This window comes from Nocardia sp. CA-128927, from assembly GCF_050955855.1.
In the GTDB taxonomy this organism is placed as follows: domain Bacteria; phylum Actinomycetota; class Actinomycetes; order Mycobacteriales; family Mycobacteriaceae; genus Nocardia.
This window is the reverse complement of the sequence record NZ_CP192087.1, coordinates 329034-347811: the sequence shown is the minus strand read 5'-3', so window position 1 is coordinate 347811 and position 18778 is coordinate 329034. Positions and strand designations below refer to the sequence as shown.

Annotated in this window: 22 protein-coding genes and 1 tRNA gene; 10 read left to right on the top strand and 13 right to left on the bottom strand. The window is 65.6% G+C overall.

Translation table 11 applies throughout. The annotated features are described in order from the left end of the window. Positions 1-68: 68 nt before the first annotated feature. Together ACQPW1_RS01660 and ACQPW1_RS01655 are read right to left on the bottom strand one after the other, a co-directional pair. The gene (locus tag ACQPW1_RS01660; protein WP_433661008.1) at positions 69-578 is read right to left on the bottom strand and encodes an RrF2 family transcriptional regulator; all 510 of its coding nucleotides are present in this window, start codon (positions 576-578) and stop codon (positions 69-71) included. A gap of 45 nt (positions 579-623) precedes the next feature. Continuing rightward, positions 624-1217, bottom strand: coding sequence for a TetR/AcrR family transcriptional regulator (locus tag ACQPW1_RS01655; RefSeq protein ID WP_433661007.1), 594 nt, complete (start codon positions 1215-1217; stop codon positions 624-626). Positions 1218-1418: 201 nt separating this feature from the next. Between ACQPW1_RS01655 and ACQPW1_RS01650 the strand changes: the two genes are divergently transcribed. Both ACQPW1_RS01650 and ACQPW1_RS01645 read left to right on the top strand, forming a co-directional pair. After that, the gene (locus ACQPW1_RS01650) at positions 1419-3713 is read left to right on the top strand and encodes an MMPL family transporter (RefSeq protein WP_433661006.1); all 2295 of its coding nucleotides are present in this window, start codon (positions 1419-1421) and stop codon (positions 3711-3713) included. Positions 3714-3919: 206 nt separating this feature from the next. Further along, a complete protein-coding gene (locus tag ACQPW1_RS01645; protein WP_433661005.1) occupies positions 3920-6220 on the top strand; it encodes an MMPL family transporter in 2301 nt (766 codons plus the stop codon). A 46-nt stretch (positions 6221-6266) separates the two neighbouring features. On the opposite strand, the gene ACQPW1_RS01640 is transcribed toward ACQPW1_RS01645, so the two are convergent. The 3 genes from ACQPW1_RS01640 to ACQPW1_RS01630 all read right to left on the bottom strand — a co-directional run bounded on the left by ACQPW1_RS01640 (position 6267) and on the right by ACQPW1_RS01630 (position 7172). Beyond that, positions 6267-6527: a hypothetical protein gene (locus tag ACQPW1_RS01640; RefSeq protein WP_433661004.1), complete on the bottom strand. Its 261-nt coding sequence runs from the start codon at positions 6525-6527 to the stop codon at positions 6267-6269. 62 nt (positions 6528-6589) lie between these two features. Then, positions 6590-6790 (bottom strand): hypothetical protein, encoded by a 201-nt coding sequence (locus ACQPW1_RS01635; RefSeq protein WP_433661003.1) that lies wholly within the window; start codon positions 6788-6790, stop codon positions 6590-6592. A 181-nt stretch (positions 6791-6971) separates the two neighbouring features. Beyond that, positions 6972-7172, bottom strand: coding sequence for a hypothetical protein (locus ACQPW1_RS01630; protein ID WP_150400662.1), 201 nt, complete (start codon positions 7170-7172; stop codon positions 6972-6974). Positions 7173-7371: 199 nt separating this feature from the next. On the opposite strand from ACQPW1_RS01630, the gene ACQPW1_RS01625 reads away from it, so the two are divergent. From ACQPW1_RS01625 to ACQPW1_RS01615, 3 genes are all read left to right on the top strand, one after another. After that, positions 7372-8628: an acyltransferase family protein gene (locus tag ACQPW1_RS01625; RefSeq protein WP_433661002.1), complete on the top strand. Its 1257-nt coding sequence runs from the start codon at positions 7372-7374 to the stop codon at positions 8626-8628. Between the two features lie 47 nt (positions 8629-8675). After that, on the top strand, positions 8676-8966 hold the full coding sequence (locus ACQPW1_RS01620) for a DUF6191 domain-containing protein (protein WP_433661001.1): 291 nt from the start codon (positions 8676-8678) through the stop codon (positions 8964-8966). A 130-nt stretch (positions 8967-9096) separates the two neighbouring features. Beyond that, positions 9097-9522 carry a hypothetical protein gene (locus ACQPW1_RS01615; protein ID WP_433661000.1) on the top strand — a complete coding sequence of 142 codons (426 nt, stop codon included), beginning with the start codon at positions 9097-9099 and terminating at the stop codon, positions 9520-9522. Positions 9523-9525: 3 nt separating this feature from the next. Here the strand turns inward: ACQPW1_RS01615 and ACQPW1_RS01610 are convergent, their stop codons facing one another. Next, positions 9526-10380, bottom strand: a complete 855-nt coding sequence (locus tag ACQPW1_RS01610; RefSeq protein WP_433660999.1) for an SDR family oxidoreductase — start codon at positions 10378-10380, stop codon at positions 9526-9528. A gap of 62 nt (positions 10381-10442) precedes the next feature. On the opposite strand from ACQPW1_RS01610, the gene ACQPW1_RS01605 reads away from it, so the two are divergent. The 3 genes from ACQPW1_RS01605 to ACQPW1_RS01595 all read left to right on the top strand — a co-directional run bounded on the left by ACQPW1_RS01605 (position 10443) and on the right by ACQPW1_RS01595 (position 11954). Next, positions 10443-10835: a winged helix-turn-helix transcriptional regulator gene (locus ACQPW1_RS01605; protein WP_433660998.1), complete on the top strand. Its 393-nt coding sequence runs from the start codon at positions 10443-10445 to the stop codon at positions 10833-10835. After that, positions 10832-11269, top strand: coding sequence for a hypothetical protein (locus tag ACQPW1_RS01600; RefSeq protein ID WP_433660997.1), 438 nt, complete (start codon positions 10832-10834; stop codon positions 11267-11269). Before ACQPW1_RS01605 ends, ACQPW1_RS01600 begins: the two co-directional genes overlap by 4 nt. 262 nt (positions 11270-11531) lie before the next feature. Continuing rightward, positions 11532-11954, top strand: a complete 423-nt coding sequence (locus ACQPW1_RS01595) for an HD domain-containing protein (RefSeq protein ID WP_433660996.1) — start codon at positions 11532-11534, stop codon at positions 11952-11954. Here ACQPW1_RS01595 and ACQPW1_RS01590 read toward each other — a convergent pair. Continuing rightward, a complete protein-coding gene (locus ACQPW1_RS01590) occupies positions 11942-12409 on the bottom strand; it encodes an NUDIX hydrolase (RefSeq protein ID WP_433660995.1) in 468 nt (155 codons plus the stop codon). The two genes, ACQPW1_RS01595 and ACQPW1_RS01590, sit on opposite strands and share 13 nt — an antisense overlap. Positions 12410-12713: 304 nt before the next feature. Between ACQPW1_RS01590 and ACQPW1_RS01585 the strand changes: the two genes are divergently transcribed. Next, the gene (locus ACQPW1_RS01585; protein ID WP_433660994.1) at positions 12714-13268 is read left to right on the top strand and encodes a flavoprotein; all 555 of its coding nucleotides are present in this window, start codon (positions 12714-12716) and stop codon (positions 13266-13268) included. A gap of 51 nt (positions 13269-13319) precedes the next feature. On the opposite strand, the gene ACQPW1_RS01580 is transcribed toward ACQPW1_RS01585, so the two are convergent. The 4 genes from ACQPW1_RS01580 to ACQPW1_RS01565 form a co-directional block, all read right to left on the bottom strand. Next, a complete protein-coding gene (locus ACQPW1_RS01580; RefSeq protein ID WP_433660993.1) occupies positions 13320-13859 on the bottom strand; it encodes an NUDIX hydrolase in 540 nt (179 codons plus the stop codon). Positions 13860-13995: 136 nt separating this feature from the next. Beyond that, positions 13996-14086 (bottom strand) — tRNA-Ser (locus ACQPW1_RS01575). A gap of 116 nt (positions 14087-14202) precedes the next feature. After that, positions 14203-14637, bottom strand: a complete 435-nt coding sequence (locus ACQPW1_RS01570; protein ID WP_433665587.1) for a nucleoside deaminase — start codon at positions 14635-14637, stop codon at positions 14203-14205. Between the two features lie 34 nt (positions 14638-14671). After that, positions 14672-15211 (bottom strand): tRNA adenosine deaminase-associated protein, encoded by a 540-nt coding sequence (locus ACQPW1_RS01565; RefSeq protein WP_150400650.1) that lies wholly within the window; start codon positions 15209-15211, stop codon positions 14672-14674. Between ACQPW1_RS01565 and ACQPW1_RS01560 the strand changes: the two genes are divergently transcribed. Next, on the top strand, positions 15210-16229 hold the full coding sequence (locus ACQPW1_RS01560) for a prephenate dehydrogenase (RefSeq protein WP_433660992.1): 1020 nt from the start codon (positions 15210-15212) through the stop codon (positions 16227-16229). The two genes, ACQPW1_RS01565 and ACQPW1_RS01560, sit on opposite strands and share 2 nt — an antisense overlap. A gap of 9 nt (positions 16230-16238) precedes the next feature. On the opposite strand, the gene ACQPW1_RS01555 is transcribed toward ACQPW1_RS01560, so the two are convergent. Together ACQPW1_RS01555 and ACQPW1_RS01550 are read right to left on the bottom strand one after the other, a co-directional pair. Continuing rightward, on the bottom strand, positions 16239-16856 hold the full coding sequence (locus tag ACQPW1_RS01555; protein WP_433660991.1) for a putative glycolipid-binding domain-containing protein: 618 nt from the start codon (positions 16854-16856) through the stop codon (positions 16239-16241). 51 nt (positions 16857-16907) lie between these two features. Further along, a complete protein-coding gene (locus ACQPW1_RS01550) occupies positions 16908-18752 on the bottom strand; it encodes an ABC transporter ATP-binding protein (protein WP_433665586.1) in 1845 nt (614 codons plus the stop codon). Positions 18753-18778 lie beyond the last annotated feature (26 nt).

Genomic DNA, 18778 nt, shown 5'->3' with positions numbered 1-18778 from the left:
CGCGCCTGGCGTCCAATTCAGTGGCCCTGGCAACTGATTCAGCGGGTGCTTTGCCTGATTCAGCGGACCTAATTCAGCGGGCGCTCTCTACGCGCCCATGCGCCCGGATCATTGGTGAGCGCGTCGACGAACTCGGGTAGCCGATTGTTGGCGACGTCGTCGATCGACACATTCTCCAGTACCGCACGGATATTCACGCGCAAGGCGATCCAGACACGCTGCAGCGATTCGGCCGCGCCCTGGTAGGTGACGTCCTCGGGACGCTCGCCGCGCACCGAGGCCAGCGGACCCTCGATCGCCCTGATCACATCGGCGACGGAGATCTCGGTGGCCGGACGGGCCAGCCAGTAGCCGCCGTCGGGGCCGCGCCTGCTGATCACCAGTTCGGCGCGGCGCAGGTCACCCAGCACCGTCTCCAGCACCTTCGGTGGAATTCGCTGGGCCGTTGCGATCGCGTCGGCCTTCACCACCGGCGCCGCCTGGACGACGGGGCCGAGCACAGCCGGGTTCAGCTGCGGTGCGCGGGCGATCTCGAGCAACGTCCGTACCGCGTAGTCGACCTTCGCGGTGATGTGCACAGCTTCTCCTGGCGTTTTCCGGTTGGTCCGTCGAGTAGCTGCAATCTACGCGCTGCCGCGCGGGTTGAGCACGCAGGTCGCCGCATCGAGCAGCGTGGTTTCCACCAGGGCGTCGTCGGCGCCCGGCGCGAACTCCCTGGACATCAGCGCGACACCGAGCATCGCGAGTGCCGCGCTCGCGCGAAGTTTGGCCTCATCGGTGGCGTCCGGTCCGGCGAGCCATTCGCGCAGGGTCTGATCGTCGTCGACGAGATCGGGATGTCGGTCGGCCATCGCGTTGACGATCGTCACGGTGTCGCGCAGCACCAATGCCCCTGCGGCGCGGTGGTGCACCATGCCGCGGAGGTAGTTGCGCAGCACGTCCCGAATGCCGTCCGCGTCGCGCGGCGACTGGTCGAGATCGACCACCACCGAGCGCAGGTGATCGATGATCGGATCGATGATCGCGTGCAGCAGATCGAGCTTCGAAGCGTAGTGATAGTAGAGCGATGCCTTTGTGATTCCCACCGCATCCGCGACCTCACGCAGGCTCGTCTGCTCGAATCCTTTGTCGCCGAATAGCTTCACCGCGGCGTCGCGGATCGCGGATTTCGTACCCCGACCAGCGGCAACGGTGGCGGGGGTGGAACGGGCGGCCATCGGATGATCCTCTCACCATTCGTGCGCCGAGCTAACGGTGCCAGCAAAATTGAGGTTGTGCCTCCGCTTAGACCTCGGATAGTCTACCTACCGCACGGTAGGCAGAAAGCGTCACGTGGAGGCGGGGGCATGCAGGGCACCCCGCGAGTGCTGTCACCGGCCCCGAATCAGCACGCCCCCAGCATCGCTAGGAGATCCTTCGTGTCCGTTTATCTCTATAGATGGGGAAAGTTCGCTTTCCGAAGAAAGTGGATAGTCCTTCCCGTCTGGCTCATCCTCTTCGTCATCCTCGGCGGCTTGGGTTCGCAGCTCAGCAAGCCGATGACCAACGACTTCAGCATGCCGGACCTGCCGTCCGCGCGCGCGAACGACATTCTCGACAAGCACTTTCCGGGCGCGTCCGCCGCGTTCAAGTTCGACGCCGTCACCGGCACCTATGTGGTCGGGGCCCCGGCGGGCCAGAAGCTCACCGACCCGGCGAACCGGACGGCCGTCGACGCGTTCATCGCCAAGCTCGGCGAACTCGACATCGTCGACCACAGCAAGCCGATCATGAACCCGGTCGAGGCGGCCGAGAAGATGGGCTGTCTGGCCGATCCGGATCCGGGCAAGTGCAGTGGCGCGCCGCTAAACGTGCTCAGCAAGACCGTGCCCGATTCGGTAGCGGTGATGAACGTGCCGTTCACCATCAAGAAGTTCACCGACGTCACCGACAAGGAGCGCGACGCGGCCTACGCGGTGGCCGCCGACGCGCGCAATGCCGGGCTGACCGTCGAGATGAGCGGCTCGATCGCGATGAAGCAGGAGGCGCCGAGCGGTAAGTCCGAGATGATCGGCATGGGCGTCGCGCTGGTAGTGATGATCGTGGCGTTCGGTGCAATCGTCGCCGCCTTCGTGCCGATCATCACCGCGATCGTCGGCCTGGGCGCGTCCATCTCGCTGATCACGTTGGGTACCTCGGTGATCGAGGTGCCGAGCTTCACCACGTTCCTCGCGTCGATGATCGGTATCGCGTTGTCCATCGACTACGCGCTCTTCATCGTCTCGCGATACAAACACGAACTGGCAGTACAGGATTCGGCGGAGGAGGCGGCCGGTACCGCGCTCGGCACCGCCGGGTCCGCGGTGGTGTTCGCCGGTCTCACGGTGATCATCGCACTCGGCGGGCTCAGCATCGTCGGCGTGCAGTTCATGACCTTCATGGGTCTCGGCGGTGCGATCGCCGCGGGATTCGCGGTGCTCACCGCGATCACGCTGATGCCCGCGCTGCTCGGTGCGTTCGGCCGATCCCTGTTCAAGCCGAAGCTGCCGATCGTCGCCCAGCACGATCCGGAGGACGACCACTCGGTCACCAACGGCATGCGCTTCGGCCGGTTGATCGGCAAGGCGCCGTGGCTCGCTCTGGGCCTCAGCGTCCTGGTGCTCGGTGCGCTCGCCGCGCCCGCGGCCGGACTCAACCTCGGCCTGCCCGGCGACGACAGCCAGCCCAAGACCTCCACCATCCGCAAGGCCTACGAGCTGCGCACCGAGGGGTTCGGTGAGGGCAGCAACGGCGTGCTGAACGTGGCGGCCGACCTGTCCAAGGTGCCGGTGGAGAACCGGGACAATGCGGTCAAGGCGTTGCGCGACAAGCTCTCCGCCTACCCGGGCATGGATTACGTGACCGAGCCGAAGTGGAGCGAGGACAAGCAGGGCGTGCTGCTCGACGGCGTGCCGAAGTCGGGGCCGAACAACCAGGCCACCAAGGACCTGGTCAGCGACGCCCGCAGCGCGGAAGGTCAGCTGCAGGCCGAGTTCGGGATCGAATACGGCATCACCGGATCCACCGCGATCTACGCCGATGTCGACCACGTGTTGCTCGGCAAGATCGTGCCGTATCTGGCGATCGTCGCCGGTGCCGCGTTCGTGCTGCTGATCCTGGTGTTCCGCTCGATCCTGGTGCCGTTGACCGCGGCGCTCGGCTTCCTGCTGTCCATGGGTGCGACGTTCGGCGCGACGGTGCTGATCTTCCAGCAGGGCAAGTTCGGGCTGATCGAGGACCCGCATCCGCTGATCAGCTTCCTGCCGATCATGTTGATCGGCTTGGTGTTCGGTCTCGCGATGGATTACCAGGTGTTCCTGGTGACCCGGATGCGCGAGGAGTTCGTCAACGGCAAGTCACCGAAGGAAGCGGTCGTCGCCGGTTATCACCACGGTGCCCGCGTGGTGACCTCGGCCGCGATCATCATGATCACGGTGTTCGGCTCGTTCCTGCTGGAGACCGACGTGACGGCGAAGTCGTTCGGCTTCGCGCTGGCCGCCGGTGTGCTGTTCGACGCGTTCATCGTCCGGATGGTGCTCATCCCGTCGCTGCTGATCCTGATGGGCAAGTGGGCCTGGTGGATGCCCAAGTGGCTGGACCGGATCATCCCCGATATCGACGTCGAAGGCGCCAAGCTGCGGGAACTGCAGCAGCGCTCGGCGGAAACGCTGAAGGTGCCGGTCGGCGTCAGCTGATCGCCGGTAGAACTCGGCCCCGCACTCGTTCTTCGGGTGCGGGGCCGAGTCGTTTCCGGGCTCGGTTCTTGATCTTGTGCGCCGTCCACAGCAGACTCAGAAGAAGTTCGACCTCTCCAGCTCGGTAGTTCCTCGGCGGGCGCAGTCGGCCCGCAGGGGTTCAGTCGCTCGATCCGGCACGACTCGATCACCGCGAGGAGAACCCTGTGTCCGTCTATCTGTATCGGTGGGGCAAGTTCGCCTTCCGTCACAAGTGGATAGTGCTGCCCATCTGGATCATCGGTTTCCTGGTCCTCGGCGCGCTGGGCACTCAGCTGAAGGAGCCGATGAGCGACGACTTCAGAATGCCCAACCTGCCGTCGGAGCGCGCGACGCAGATCCTCGACCAGCACTTCCCCGGCATGTCCGAGGGGTTCAAGTTCGACGCCGTCACCGGGACCTATGTGATCGGGGCGCCCGCGGGGCAGAAGCTGACCGACCCGGTCAACCGGCAGGCCATCGACGCGTTGATCGACAAGCTGAACCAGCTCGGCATCGTGGACCACAGCAAGCCGATCCCGAATCCGATCACCGCCACCGAGGAGATGGGTTGCCTCGTCCCGGAGCCGGACGCATCCAAGTGCAGCGGCGCACCGTTGAACGTGCTCAACAAGACCGAGCGGGACACGGTCGCGTTCTTCAGCGTGCCGTTCGGCATCAAGAACTTCACCGACGTCACCGCCGAGACCCGCAAGGCCGCCTATGACGTGGCGGACCAGGCGCGCGGCTCGGGTTTGACGGTCGAGCTGAGTGGCACCATCGCGATGGAACAGCAGGCGCCGAGCGGTAAATCGGAGATGATCGGCATGGCCGTCGCGCTGGTCGTGATGATCGTGGCGTTCGGTGCGATCGTCGCCGCGTTCGTGCCGATCATCACCGCGGTTGTCGGGCTGAGTGCGGCAACCGCGCTGATCTTCCTCGGCACCTCGTTCCTGTCCATCCCCAGCTTCACCACGTTCCTCGCGTCGATGATCGGTATCGCGTTGTCGATCGACTACGCGTTGTTCATCGTCTCGCGATACAAACATGAACTGGCAGTACAGGATTCACCGGATGAAGCAGCGGGGACCGCGCTCGGGACCGCAGGCTCGGCGGTGGTGTTCGCCGGTCTGACGGTCATCATCGCGCTGGTCGGGCTGAGCATCGTTGGCGTTCGATTCCTTACCTTCATGGGTCTCGGTGGCGCGATCGCCGCGGGGTTCGCGGTGCTCACGGCGATCACGTTGATGCCCGCGCTGCTCGGCGCGTTCGGGCGGTTCCTGTTCAAGCCGAAGCTGCCGCTCATCGCCCAGCACGATCCGGAAGACGACGACTCGATCACCAATGGCATGCGGTTCGCCCAGGCCATCGGCAAGGCGCCTGCCGTCGCGTTGGTCCTGAGCATCGTCGTGCTCGGGCTGCTCGCCCTGCCCGCGACGAATATGAACCTCGGGCTGCCGGGTGAGGACAGCATGCCCAAGACCTCCACCGTCCGGAAGGCCTACGAGCTACGCACGGCCGGGTTCGGCGAGGGCAGCAACGGTGTCCTGCAGGTCGCGGTCGACCTCGCGAACGTGCCGGCGGAGAAACGCACCGAGGCGCTGAATTCGCTGCATGATGAGCTCGCGGCCCCGTCGGACATGGATTACGTGACCGAGCCGCGGCTGAGTCAGGACGGGCTCGGCGCGCTGATCAACGGCGTGCCGAAGTCAGGCCCGAACGACCAATCCACCAAGGACTTGGTCAGCGATGCTCGCGCCGCCGAGGGTCGACTCGAATCGCAGTACGGGATGAAGTACGGCATCACCGGCACCACCGCCATCTACGCCGACATCGACCACGTGCTGCTCGGCAAGATCGTGCCGTACATGGCGATCGTGGCGGGTGCCGCGTTCATCCTGCTGATCCTGGTCTTCCGATCCATCCTGGTGCCGCTGACCGCCGCACTCGGCTTCCTGCTGTCGATGGCGGCCACCTTCGGTGCGACGGTGCTGATCTTCCAGGAGGGCAAGCTCGGATTGATCCAGGATCCACGAGCAATCGTGAGCTTCCTACCGATCATGCTGGTGGGGTTGGTGTTCGGGCTCGCGATGGATTACCAGGTGTTCCTGGTGACTCGCATGCGCGAGGAATACGTGCACGGTAAGCCGCCGAAAGAGGCGATGATCAGCGGTTATCACCACGGGGCCCGGGTGGTCACCTCGGCGGCGGTCATCATGATCTCGGTGTTCGGCTCGTTCCTGCTGGAGACCGATGTCACCGCGAAGATGATGGGTTTCGCGCTGGCGGCCGGCGTGCTGTTCGACGCCTTCCTGGTTCGCATGGTGTTGATTCCGTCGCTGCTCGCGCTGATGGGCAAGTGGGCCTGGTGGATGCCCCAGTGGCTGGACAAGATCGTGCCGGATATCGATGTGGAGGGTGCGAAGCTGCCCGCGTTGCGCGGGCAGCCGACACCGGGCGACGCGAAGCTACCCGCCGACGTCGGCTGATTCTGCAGAATTCGCCCCCACTCGGCTTTCCGGGTGGGGGCTCTTTTTACTGGCTCGGCTGCGGCAACGTGCAGTCATCGACCTTCGGGTTCATACCCATGTAGTTGAGCGGACCGGCAATCGCCGTGACGGCGATCGTGCCCCAACCCGCGCAGTTCGTCGGGCTGCTCTCGAAATAGTGACGCTGACCCGCGGCGATCAAGCCGATGGCCAACCAGATGAGCAGCAGCGTGCTGAACAGCCGGGTCCCGGTGTGGCGCACTGCTCGGCCGCGGAAACCGCGGTCGCGAATCTCTTGGTCGCGCATGTCGTCGCTCCCTTTCCGTGCTCCCCACCTGAGAATACCCCGCCTGATCAGCGTTTATTCTCTTACTGGCTGGGCTGCGGAACGTTGCAGTCGGCGACCTTCGGGTTCACGCCCACGTAGTTGAGCGGACCGGCGAGGACGGTGAGCGCGGTATTGCCGAATCCGGCGCAGTTGATCGGGCCACTGTCGAAGTAGTGGCGCTGGCCCGCGGCGACCACGCCGATGACCAGCCAGAGCACGACAATCAGGCTTCCAAGTCGCATCTTGCCTCATTCGTCGGCGTCCCTCGAGCAACCTCATTATGGGATGCCGCATGCGACGCGCCGAGCGCGACGGGATTGCCTGCGTGCCGCACACAGTCGGCGGACCTCGCGCCCGTTGCCGAGCGCGAGGTCACCGAATGGGTTGGGCCGGTGCGCGGTACGCGATCACCGGTTCCGTTGATTACGGACTTGGTTGCGGCACATTGCAATCGTCGACCTTGGGGTTCACGCCCATGTAGTTGAGCGGGCCCGCGATCACGGTGACGGCGATGGTGCCGAATCCGGCGCAATTCACCGGTCCGCTGTCGAAGTAGTCCCGCTGAGCTGCGGCGACAACGCCGACCAGCAACCAGACCAGGACAATAATGCTTCCGATTCTCATGTTTCTCTCGCTCATCGGTCTCGAGCGGACTGCACGACGGCGCATGGGCCACCACGTCCTTCCCGCGTTTAGCTATCCGGCGTATACCCCCGTTCGCCCGGAATATCCGTTCCGACCGAACTATTGCTCGCCGGCTCGATACCGCAGGCGTGCGGTGCATTTCATCCGCTGTTCAGCCGGGGCGGGTACGCCCAGAGGTGTGAGTAGACAGCGCAGCTGGACGATCGATCTCGGTCGGGTCTTCGCCATCGGTGTTGTCGTAGTCATTCATTGGATTTCGGTGCGGGTGACCGTCACCGACGGGGTGGTGCGCGGCGAAACCGCGCTGCACGGCAGGCCGATCTGGGCGCTGTCCTGGGTGATTCAGGTGATGCCGCTGTTCTTTCTCGCGGGTGGGTTCGCGAACACGTTGATCGTGGATCGTTGGCGGGCAAGCGGGTTGAGTTACGGGGAGTATCTCGGGCCGCGGGCGCGGCGGCTCGTCACGCCGGTGATCGCGTTGGTCGCGGTGCTCGCACCGGTGATCGCGGTGCTCGGTGGCTACTCCGAGCGGACGGCGACGACCGCCGCGTATGTGGTGGCCAGTCCGCTGTGGTTCCTCGCGGTGTATCTGATCGCGGTGGCGGTGGCGCCGGGCGCGGTGTGGGTGCACGATCGGGGTCCGTTGCTGCTGCCGACGGTATTGCTGGCGTGCTCGATTGCGGTGGACGCCTTGCGATTCGATGGTGTGGGGCGGTTTGCCGAATGGAATCTGTTGTTCGTGTGGTTGTTCTGCCATCAGCTCGGTGTCGTGCACGCGCGCGGGCTTTTGCGCCGGGTGAACGATGCCGGTGTGCTGCTGGTCGCTGCGCTCGGTGTCTGCCTGTTGGTGGCGATGGTGGGGCCGGGGCCGTACTTTCCCACCAACTTCGGGGTGGCCGATGCGCCGGTGTCGAATCTGGCGCCACCTACTTCGGTCATCTCGATTCTCGCCGTGGTGCAGTTGGCGGTGTTGACCTTGGTGGATCGGCGGCTGACCGGGTGGGAGCCGCGTAGGTCGTTCCGGCGGGTGATCACCACGATCGTGCCGTTGTTGATGACTATCTATCTGTGGCATGTGCCCGTGATCGCGATGTTGACCGGGGCGGCGACGCTCGCGCCGTCGCCGTTGCTGCCCGCCGATCCGCAAACCTGGTGGGAGACAAGGCCGTTGTGGATTCTGCTCGGTGCGGTGGTGTTGTTCTTCGTGGTCCGGGTCAGTACGCGGTGGGATGAGTTCTGCGCGCGGTACGCGGCGCGTGACGCCACGGTGCCCGCGTTGGTCGGGACGGTGCTGGCCGCCGGTGGGGTCTACTCGATCTGGCAATTCGGGCTGTTTCCGGTGGGGCCCGGCGCGGCTGTGCTCGGTGTGCTGCTCGGTACCGTTGCGCTCACCACGACGCGGCGTGGCACCGACGCCGTCGCGGCACCCGTGTGAAGCCTTGTGCGTGGGAACACTTGCCACAGCCGAATCGTTCGACGGATATGGCGTCGGTACTGCAATGGTGGATCCCCGGCTGGATCATCTTGCTGATGCTGGTCGCGGTCTACGAGCTGATGATCGGCAAGCGGCGCAGGCGGCGACGAACCCCGGTGTCGGGCACCTTCACCGACGAATTCACGGCGCTGTTCTACGGGACCAAGCGGATGGAGCTCGATCATCGCGAGTCGGTGTCGATGCTGCGGGACGAGGATGCGGAGGGTGCGCCGCCGTTCGGTGTCGACCTGGATCGGCGCACCGTTGTGCTGCGGCGCGAGCGGCCACAAGCCGAATGACCCGGTGTACCGACCCGGTCAGGAACACCGGGTCGGCGCACGATTCGGCACGAGTGCCGGTTGTCAGGTCCGGCCAACGATTACGCTTCTTCCAGCTCGCCCGCATGCCGACCTTCCAGGAGGTAGCACGATGAGCAGGTCTTTCTTCCGAGTCGCGGTTGGTGCCGCTGCCCTCGCCGCCGTCACCGTGATCGGTCCACCGGCGAATGCCGATGTGGTGTCGGTCAGCGTTGCCGCCGGACCCGAGGGGCTGCTGACCGGCTGCCGCTATACGGTGACGGCCGCGGTCACGGATTCGGTGATCCCGCCGGGCTCGGTGTTCTTCCTGCTCGCCGGGGGTGTGATCCCGGGTAACGGGGAACGGATTCCCGGCGAGGCCGTTCATCATCCGGAGAACAACACCGTCACCGCCAGCTGGACGCCGACCGGGGTGGGTTCGCAGAACCTGATCGGGATGCAGAGCGAGCCGGGCAAATACACGTCGACGAAGTTCATCACCGTCGATGTCGTCGGCAGCGGACTCGATACCGGCAGCTCCTGTCTGCGGATCGGGTAACTGTCAGGCGAAGTCGGCGGCGTGGTCGGCGGCCCACTTCGCGTAGCTGCGGGCGGGTACGCCGGTGACCTCCTGGACCGTGGACGTCCGCGGCCCTGGCGCGTCGACCATCGCGGCGAGTCCACCGAGAATGTAGTCGGCGAATTCCGCTGGGAGCCAATCCATTTGCGCCCTAGCCTGGGCCGGGGTGATCTCCTCCCAGGTCAGCGGACGGCCGAGGGCCGCACCGATCGCCGCTACCTGCTCGACCCGGCTCAGTCGCGCCGATCCGCTCAGCTCGTATCGCGCCCCGATGTGCTCGTCGGAGGTCAGTGCGCGCACCGCGACCGCCGCGATATCCGCCTCGTGCAGCAGCGTCATCGATGCGGCCCCGTACGCGCCGCGCACGACATTGCCGGTGCGGATCTGCGGTGCCCATTCCAACGTGTTGGTCGCAAAACCGTAGGGGCGCAGGAAGGTCCACTCCAGACCGGAATCCCTGATCGGCTGTTCGATGAGCGCGTGCGCCTTGCCGATCGGATTGTCCTGTTCCTCGACGTCGTCGCGGACCGCGCCGGAGGACAGCAGGACGATGCGGCGCGCGTGCTCGGCAATCACCTCGACCACCGCCTTCGCGGCGTCGGCGGGCAACGCCGGCCAGGTCAGGTGCACGGCGTCCACTCCGTCGAGCGCGCGAGTCAGCGTTTCCGGCTTGGTCAGATCGCCCTGCACCACCTCGACACCGGTCGGCATCGATGCCGCCGCGGGTGTGCGGGCCAGCGCGCGTACCTCGACATCGGTTGCCGCGAGCTGCGAAACAACGTGTCCGCCAACGTGACCGGTCGCCCCGATCACCAGAACCTTCTTGATGTGAGCCATGAACACACCATACGAAGGCGACTAACATCTGGTAAGGCCCTACCTCAAAGTAAGCTCTAGGCGTGAAGTTAGGTTCCCAGGCCATCGGCTCGCCCGACACCATGCGGCATGCGATATTCGACAACGACTGCCCGGGCCGCACCGTCCTCGACAAGCTGACCAGCCGCTGGGGCGTGCTGATCCTGTCCGCCCTGCACGACGGGCCGATGCGGTACCACGTGCTGCGCGACCACGTCGGCGGCATCAGCGAGAAGATGCTGTCGCAGAACCTGCGCACCTTCACCGACTACGGCCTCACCGAACGCACCGTGGAACCAACCACCCCGCCGAAGGTCACATATTCACTGACCCCGATGGGTATGGAAGTAGCGGAACGATTGCACGGTCTGCTGGACTGGGTAAGCCTCAATGGCGCGGCAATCGTGAAATTCCAGTCAGGGAGGTCAGCACGATGAGCAGGTCCCACTCTCGAGCCGCAGTGCGCGCGGCGGTGTTCGCGGCCGCGACCGCCACCGCCGTCCTCGCCGGTCCACCGGCCAACGCCGAGGTAACCGGCGTCAGCGTCGACTTAGGATCCGAGGGCATCGTGACCGGCTGCCACTATCGAGTAACCGCCACAGTCACCGACGCCTCCACCCCACCCGGCACCGTCTACTTCTGGCTCTCCGGTGGTGTCATCCCCGGCAACGGTGAACGCCTCCCCGGTGACCCCATCCACCACCCCGCCAACAACACCGTCACCACCACCTGGACCCCCACCCACCCCGGACCCCAAAACCTCACCGCCATCCAAAGCGTGCCGGGTGAGTACACGTCGGCGATGTACACCACCATCAATGTCGAGGGAACCGGATTAGATACCGGAAGTTCTTGCATCAGAACGGGATAGAACGCCAGCCGACAAAGCCTCCCATCCGTGCGAATGGATGAGAGGCTTTGGATTTGAGCCCTCCCACCGGATGCCACGCAACCGCTCCCGACTGCATCCAACAACAGTTAGCGTTGGACGATGATCGAGCACGAGTCGTCTTGGGCTTGGCGTCTGGCTCAGAGCGAGTTGGAGATACCCCTGCGTCGGCGTTGGGCGCACTCGAAGGGAGTGGCCGCAGCCGCGGTTGAGCTGGCCGCACAACTGAACTGCGATCGGGGCATTGCTCGAAGCGTCCGCCATCCTCCATGACGTCGGCTACGCGCCCCGGCTTGTGGCGACCGGGTTTCATCCGCTGGACGGTGCCCGTTTCCTGCGGGACGAGCATCGCGCCGACGAGCGGCTTGTCCGTCTGGTTGCGAACCACACCTTCGCGTTGTTGGAAGCGGACGAGCGTGGGTTGCGTGATGAGCTGGAGTCAGAGTTTCCGATCCTGGATGATCCACTGCTGGTAGATGCCTTGACCTACTGCGACATAACAACAACACCGGATGGCACACGGACGACGGCGGGCGACCGGGTAGCAGAAATTCTGAGCCGCTACGGTCCAGATACTGTGGTGGGTCGATTCATTCAGCGTGCTGCACCGGATATCTTCGCGACAGCGGCGCGGATCGAGCAAGCGCTATTAGCTCATCCGAGGTAGGGGTAGTTTCCTGACAGATAGTCGCCGATCTGTTGGCGCATGCTCGGGTGTATGTCGTACTGGTCCAAATCTGCTGGGAGCACGAAGGTTACGCCGTCCGCTTCATCGTTGATGGTGGGTTTTCCACCGACCGGTCGGCCGATGTAAGCGTTCTCGTACTGCTGGCGAATTTCGCCATCGGTATAGGCAACGATGTGATTCGGGTTGCTGTAAACACCTAGGAAGCCGGTGATCTCAGCCGTGATGCCAGTTTCTTCATGGCATTCTCTAATCGCGCACTCGGCAGGCGTCTCGCCCATATCCATAGCGCCACCGGGCAACGCCCATTGCCCCGTATCGCGACGCCGCTGAAGCAGAATCGCCCCGGACTCGTCGGTGACGAGCAGATTGCATGCCACCACAAGCGAATTGGGCTTGGGCGCCTTCGGGTCGAAGTAGTACTCGATCCTGCCCATGATCAACCTTTCGTCAGAGTGTCCAGGGTTTCGTGTCTACCCAGATCGCGCGTGATCGTCGACTCGATACCGCTCGTGACCACATCAGCGAGGCGAGGAAATTAGCACGCTACATCTCGGGCGAGTGCGACTCCTACGGCACCGTGTTCAGCAAGGCGAACATCGAAATCCACTCCTGTGCAGTCGAATTAGAGGCAGGCGACCCCGGCAAGGCGGCGCGCGATGGATCGGCGTCACTCTCTGACCTACGGCTCGCCCCGCCGAGCGTGTGACTTGTGGCTGTCCCTGCTGGGACGATGGGTCAGTGAACGAGAACGGAGCGCCCGTCCTGTACGCCATCGTGACCGGTGCACGAGTCGCCCGAGATGTCGACAAGCTGATCGATCTCGCGCACGCAGACGGCTGGGATGTGTGCGTGATCGCCTCACCGAACGGCCGCCGGTTCATCGATACCGATGCCCTGGCCGCCAAGACCGGCCACCCAGTGCGAAGCGAGTACAAAGACCCCGATTCGCCGGACGCGCTTCCGCCCGCCAACGGAATGATCGTGGCGCCGATCACCTCGAACTCACTCGCGAAATGGGCCGCAGGCATCTCCGATACCCTGCCGCTCGGGCTACTGGTCGAAGGTGTCGGACTGGGACTACCCGTCGTAGCAGTACCGTTCGCCAACCGAGCATTGATCAGCTTTCCACCCGTGCGAGAAGCGGTACACAAGCTTTCACAATGGGGCGTAACCATGCTGGTCGAAGACACACCACACGAGCCGAAGTCCGGCGGCGATGCCGCCGACCGGTTCCCGTGGGCCGCGGCATGGCAAGCACTACTCGACCACCCTCGGCTATCTGCTCCGAAGTAGGGCGCTCTCGAAATTCGCGCCCCGCCTACCGACTCCAACAGGTGCTCGCAATCACTGCACGGACAGGCTGAGGGCTCGGTACACCGCGACAACTGTTGCAGCACCGACGATTTCGCCCCGGTCGATCATTGAGACCGCTTCCTCCAGAGGTATCCACCTGATCTCTTCGGCTTCGTTGATATCCGGCGGCGTATCGGTCAGGTCCGCGCCGCGCGCGAGGTAGATCTCTTGCGGCTGGTCCAGGGAGCCGATCGATGGCTGGTAGGTGACCAGGTGTTCCATGGCTTTCGGCCGCCACCCGGTTTCCTCTTCGACCTCACGCGCGGCCGCGACGGCGACATCCTCGGCATGGTCGACGTAGCCGCCGGGCAGCTCCCATACCCAGCGATCGATGATGAACCGGTGCCGGAACATCAGCAAGGCTTCTCGTTTGTCGTTGAGTACCAACGTCATTGCGCAGCGAGGCAGCCGTGCGACGTACTGCGTGAACTTCACTCCGTCGGGCAACTCGATATCGACGGTCGAGAGCTTGATGTGTCGGTTCTCGTCCACGACGTTCTCAGCGTGGATCGTCCACTGGGTGCGACTCACAGGTCGACGGTAGCCGCTACAGCGCGGCGGAGGCAGAAATGCCGCCCTCGAGTCAGCCGCCTCTCCGGTGAGGAGCTCGATCGAAACAGTGGGGGCAAGAAAAAGCCCCTCACCTGTAAGGACAGGTGAGGGGCTTTGGCGGTGGCGGAGGGATTTGAACCCTCGGAGGGGGGTTACCCCTCACACGCTTTCGAGGCGTGCTCCTTAGGCCGCTCGGACACGCCACCGCCGACAACCATACCGGAGTGGGGGCTGATCGCTAAATCGGCTGGGTAGGGGTGGGAGGGGTGTGATTTGGGGCACGGGGGCGGGCGCTCGAAGCGGGCGGCGGGGGTGGGGAGGGTTAGCGCTGGGTGCGGAAGAAGGTGTCCAGGAGGGCGGCGCAGTCGGGTTCGAGGATGCCGCCGCGGACTTGGGGGCGGTGGTTGAGGCGGCGGTCGCGGACTACGTCCCAGAGGGAGCCTACGGCGCCGGTTTTGGGTTCCCAGGCGCCGAAGACCAGGCGGGAGACGCGAGCTAGGACCAGGGCGCCTGCGCACATGGTGCAGGGTTCCAAGGTGACGGCGAGGGTGGTGCCCTCTAGGCGCCAGCCGTCGCCGTGTAGTTCGGCGGCGCGGCGCAGGGCCAGGACTTCGGCGTGTGCGGTGGGGTCGCCGAGGGCTTCTCGGGCGTTGGCTGCCCGCGCGAGTTCCCTTCCGGTGGAGTCGAATACGACGGCACCGACGGGAACGTCGCGGGGGTCCGCTTCGGCGGCCGCGGCGATCGCGGCACGCACCATGTCGGTGTCCGAAGGGAGTGACGGGCCGGGCACGTCAGCGGGGCAGCTTGTCCAGCACCGCCGATAGTTCGTCGGCGAAGCCGAGTCGTTGGGCGATCATGCCGAGCTGCTCGTCCGGGTAGAGATCTGTGTCGGCGAGGATGACGCTCAGCACCGGCTCGGGCAGACCCAGATCGGCGAGGACGCCGAGGTCGCCCTCTTCCCACGGCTCGATGTCGTCGAGCTCGTCGGGGTCGATGTCCGGGATTTCCACATTCAGGGCGTCGAGTACGTCCGCGGCGATGTCGTAATCAATGGCGGCCGTCGCGTCCGATACCAGCATCCGGGTGCCGCTGGGCGCGGGCCGGACCACGATGAAGAACTCGTCGTCGATGTCGAGCAGGCCGAAAACCGCACCCGAGCTGCGCAAGGCCTTCAGTTCGTTTTCCGCTGCGGACAAATCCGTAAGCGCATCGTGGCTCAGCGGGCTGCACCGCCATTTGCCTTCTTCGCGGACAACCGCCACTGCGAACCCTTCTACGTCGTCGTAATCATCCGACGCCGCCCTATTCGTGCCCGAGCGCTGTGCTGCCATGGCCGCAACGGTAGTCTGCCCGAGCCGAAATGTTGAAGTCGTATGCGAATCTGTTCAGGTGACTTCTGCTGAGAAAGCGTCCGTGTGCGTCCTCGGAACCGGCTTGATCGGCGGTTCCCTGCTGCGCGCCGCCGTCGGCGCCGGTTACGACGCCTGGGGGTTCAACCGATCGTCGGCGGGTGCGCAGACGGCGCGGGCCGACGGCTTCGAGGTGACCGAGGAGCTGTCCGCCGCGCTGACCCGAGCCGCCGAAGCGGACGCGCTGATCGTCATCGCGGTGCCGATGCCCGCGGTCGCGCACATGCTGTCCGCGATTGCCTCGTTCGCGCCGCGCTGTGTGCTGACCGATGTGGTCAGCGTGAAGGCACCGGTCGCCGAGGCGGTGCGCAAGGAAGGTCTGTCGGCTCGCTATGTCGGCGGGCATCCGATGGCCGGGACCGCCGAATCCGGGTGGGGTGCCACCGATTCCGGGTTGTTCCGCGACGCCGTGTGGGCGGTCGGCGTGGACGAGGGCACCCATGTCGAGGCGTGGACCAGGGTGGTGCGGCTGGCGCTGGACTGTGGCTCGGTGGTCGTCCCGGTGGTCGCGGACGAGCACGACCGCGCGGTGGCCCGGATCTCGCATCTGCCGCATGTGCTGGCCGAGGCGCTGGCCTCGGCCGGTGCGGCGGGCGGCGAGCTCGCCCTGGGGCTGGCGGCGGGTTCCTTCCGCGACGGCACCCGCGTCGCGGCCACCGCCCCCGATCTCGTGCGCGCCATTTGTGAACCGAATTCCGCGGCCCTGTTGGCGGTCCTGGAGGAAACGCTCACGGTGCTCGGCGCCGCCCGCGACAGCCTCCGCGCGGACAATTCCCTGGCCGATCTCATCGAGGCCGGACACGATGCCCGGGAACGGTACGAAACCGCGCAACGATGGGAAATCACGGATATCCACCCCGGTGACCACAATTGGCTGCCGAACCTGCGCGACGCCGGACAGCGCGGCGGGGTTATCACCCGGTTGAACCGATCCCGGTAACCCGAATTGTCAGATGCGTTCGGCGAGGCCCGGGTAGTCGAGCAGGAAGCCGTCGGCGTCGACGGTGACCGTCGCGCTGGACACCGGGGACAGCACACTGATGCCGTCGGCGGCGCTGCTGTAGGTGAGGCTCGCTTCCTGAACCAACAGATCGGGCAGGCGCACGTAGACGACCGGGACCTGGACGTCGTGCACCGCGTGCTGCAGATCGAAGCGGCGGATCGGCAGCGTGTTGAAGAACGGGCTGAGCACCACGTCGACATCGAGCGCACCGGCGAAGGTGGAGCGCACGTGGCTGCCACCCGCGTCGACCAGCCAGTAGTTCTCCTCGTCCCTGGCGATGGACGCGTGCCGCTCACCCGCCGCCGTGGTGGTGCGCAACGAGAGCCGCTTGGTGGCGCCGCTCTCGTCGGTGACCAGGTCGTAGGACGCGCTGAACGCCGGGTGGTCGTCGCACGCGCCGCCGATCATGCGACCGGCGGCGCGGATGCGATTGCCGTTCAACGTCACGCGGACCGACTCCATCCGCGACGCGTTGTGCGCGCGCCAGGTGAGAATCGCCGGCCAACGGGAGGCCGGTGGCGTCTCGGGGCCAGAGGCTTGGCTCTCGGGGGCTGGGATCGTCACGTATCTACCGTAAGCGACACCAGCCTGTAGGCCGCACCACACCAGCCCGCATCACACCAGGGATTCCCGCCACGCCGCGTGCAGGCTGGCGAACCGGCCGGTGCCCGCGATGAGCTCGGCCGGGGTGCCGTCCTCCACGACGCGCCCGGATTCCAGCACCAGCACCCGGTCGGCGACGGCCACGGTGGACAACCGGTGGGCGATGATCACCGCGGTGCGGTCCCGCAGCACCGTTTCCAGGGCCTGCTGCACCAGCCGCTCACTCGGGATGTCCAGGCTGGACGTGGCTTCGTCCAGCACGATCACCGCCGGGTCGGCCAGGAAGACCCTGGCGAACGCGACCAGCTGCCGCTGACCAGCGGACAACCTGCCGCCGCGCTTGCGCACGTCGGTGCCGAAGCCCTCCGGCAGCGCCTGCACGAAGTCGTACAGCCCGACCGCACGGGCCGCCGCGAACACTTCCGCGTCGGTCGCGTCCGGCCTGCCGAGCCGGATGTTGTCGGCGACCGATCCGGAGAACAGATACGACTCCTGGGTGACCATCACGACATTGCGGCGCAGGTCGGTGTCGGAGATCCGGCGCAGATCGACCCCGTCCAGGGTGACCGTGCCCGCGGACGGGTCGTAGAACCGCGTCAGCAGCTTGGCCAGTGTCGACTTGCCCGCACCGGTGGCGCCGACCAGCGCGACGACCTGTCCCGCCGGGATGTCCAGCGTGAACTCCGGCAGCACCTGACGCTCGGCGCCGTAACCGAACGACACCTGATCGAGCAGCACCGCGCCCTTCGCCTTCGCCAGCGGCGTCGGTTCGGTCGGCTCCGCCACCGAGGGCTCTTCCTCGAGCACGCCGGAGATCTTCTCCAGCGCCGCGGCCGCGGACTGATACGAGTTGAACACCTGGGCGAGTTCGTCGAGCGGACCGTAGAACTCGTTGAGGTACAACAGGTATGCCGCGAGCACACCTACCGCGATGTGTCCCTCGATCACCTGCCACGCGCCGACCACGATGATGATCACCGTGGTCAGGTTGCCGAGCAACCTGCTCAGTCCCGCGTAGTCGCCCATGCCGCGCATGGCCTTGGTGGTCGCCTGCTGGTAGTCGCCGTCCTCGTGCGCGAGCACCGACTCGTTGCGCTGCTCGCGGCGGAAGGTCTGCACCGCGCGCATGCCGCCCATCGACTCGACGAACTGCACGACCACCTTCGCGATGGCGCCGCGGGTGTGCCGGTAGCTCGCCCGCTGCCTGCGCTGTGCCCAGCGGGTGACGAACACCAGCGGCACGAAGCCGACCAGCACGATCGCGGCCAGCGTCAGATCCAGGTAGATCAGCAGCACCGCGATGGTCAGCACCGAAAGGATTGCGCTCAGCGCCTGATTCAGCGCGCCTTCCAGCAGCTCCTGCAGCGTCTCGATATCGCCGGTGAGGCGCGCGACGACCTTGCCCGAGGTGTACTTCTCGTGGAAGGAGACGCTGAGCCGCTGCATGTGTGTGAACGAGCGCACCCGCAGGTCGAACAGCACGCTCTGACTGAGCTTGCCGGACACCCGCAGGAACAGGAACGTGGTCGCCCCGCCGAGCAGCACCGCGCCGAAGTAGCCGCCGACCGCCCAGGTCAGCGGCGTCCAATTCCCTTGGCGGCCTGCGGCTATGCCGTTGTCGAGGCCGTGCGCGATGAACAGCGGCGCGGACACCATCGCGACATTGTCGACCACGATGAGTACCAGCGCGAGCGCCGCCAGCTTGCGATACGGCCGGACCAGGTCGAGCAGCAGTCGCCGGGATCGCCCGGCCAGCACCAGGTTTCCGGTCTGGGTGACCTCCTTGTCCTCGCTGGCGATGCCGCGCCAATCGGCGGCCTCGTCGCGCCGCTGTTCGGCCGAATCCTGTTTCGTCACCGCGTCTTTCGACGCGACCGTTTCTG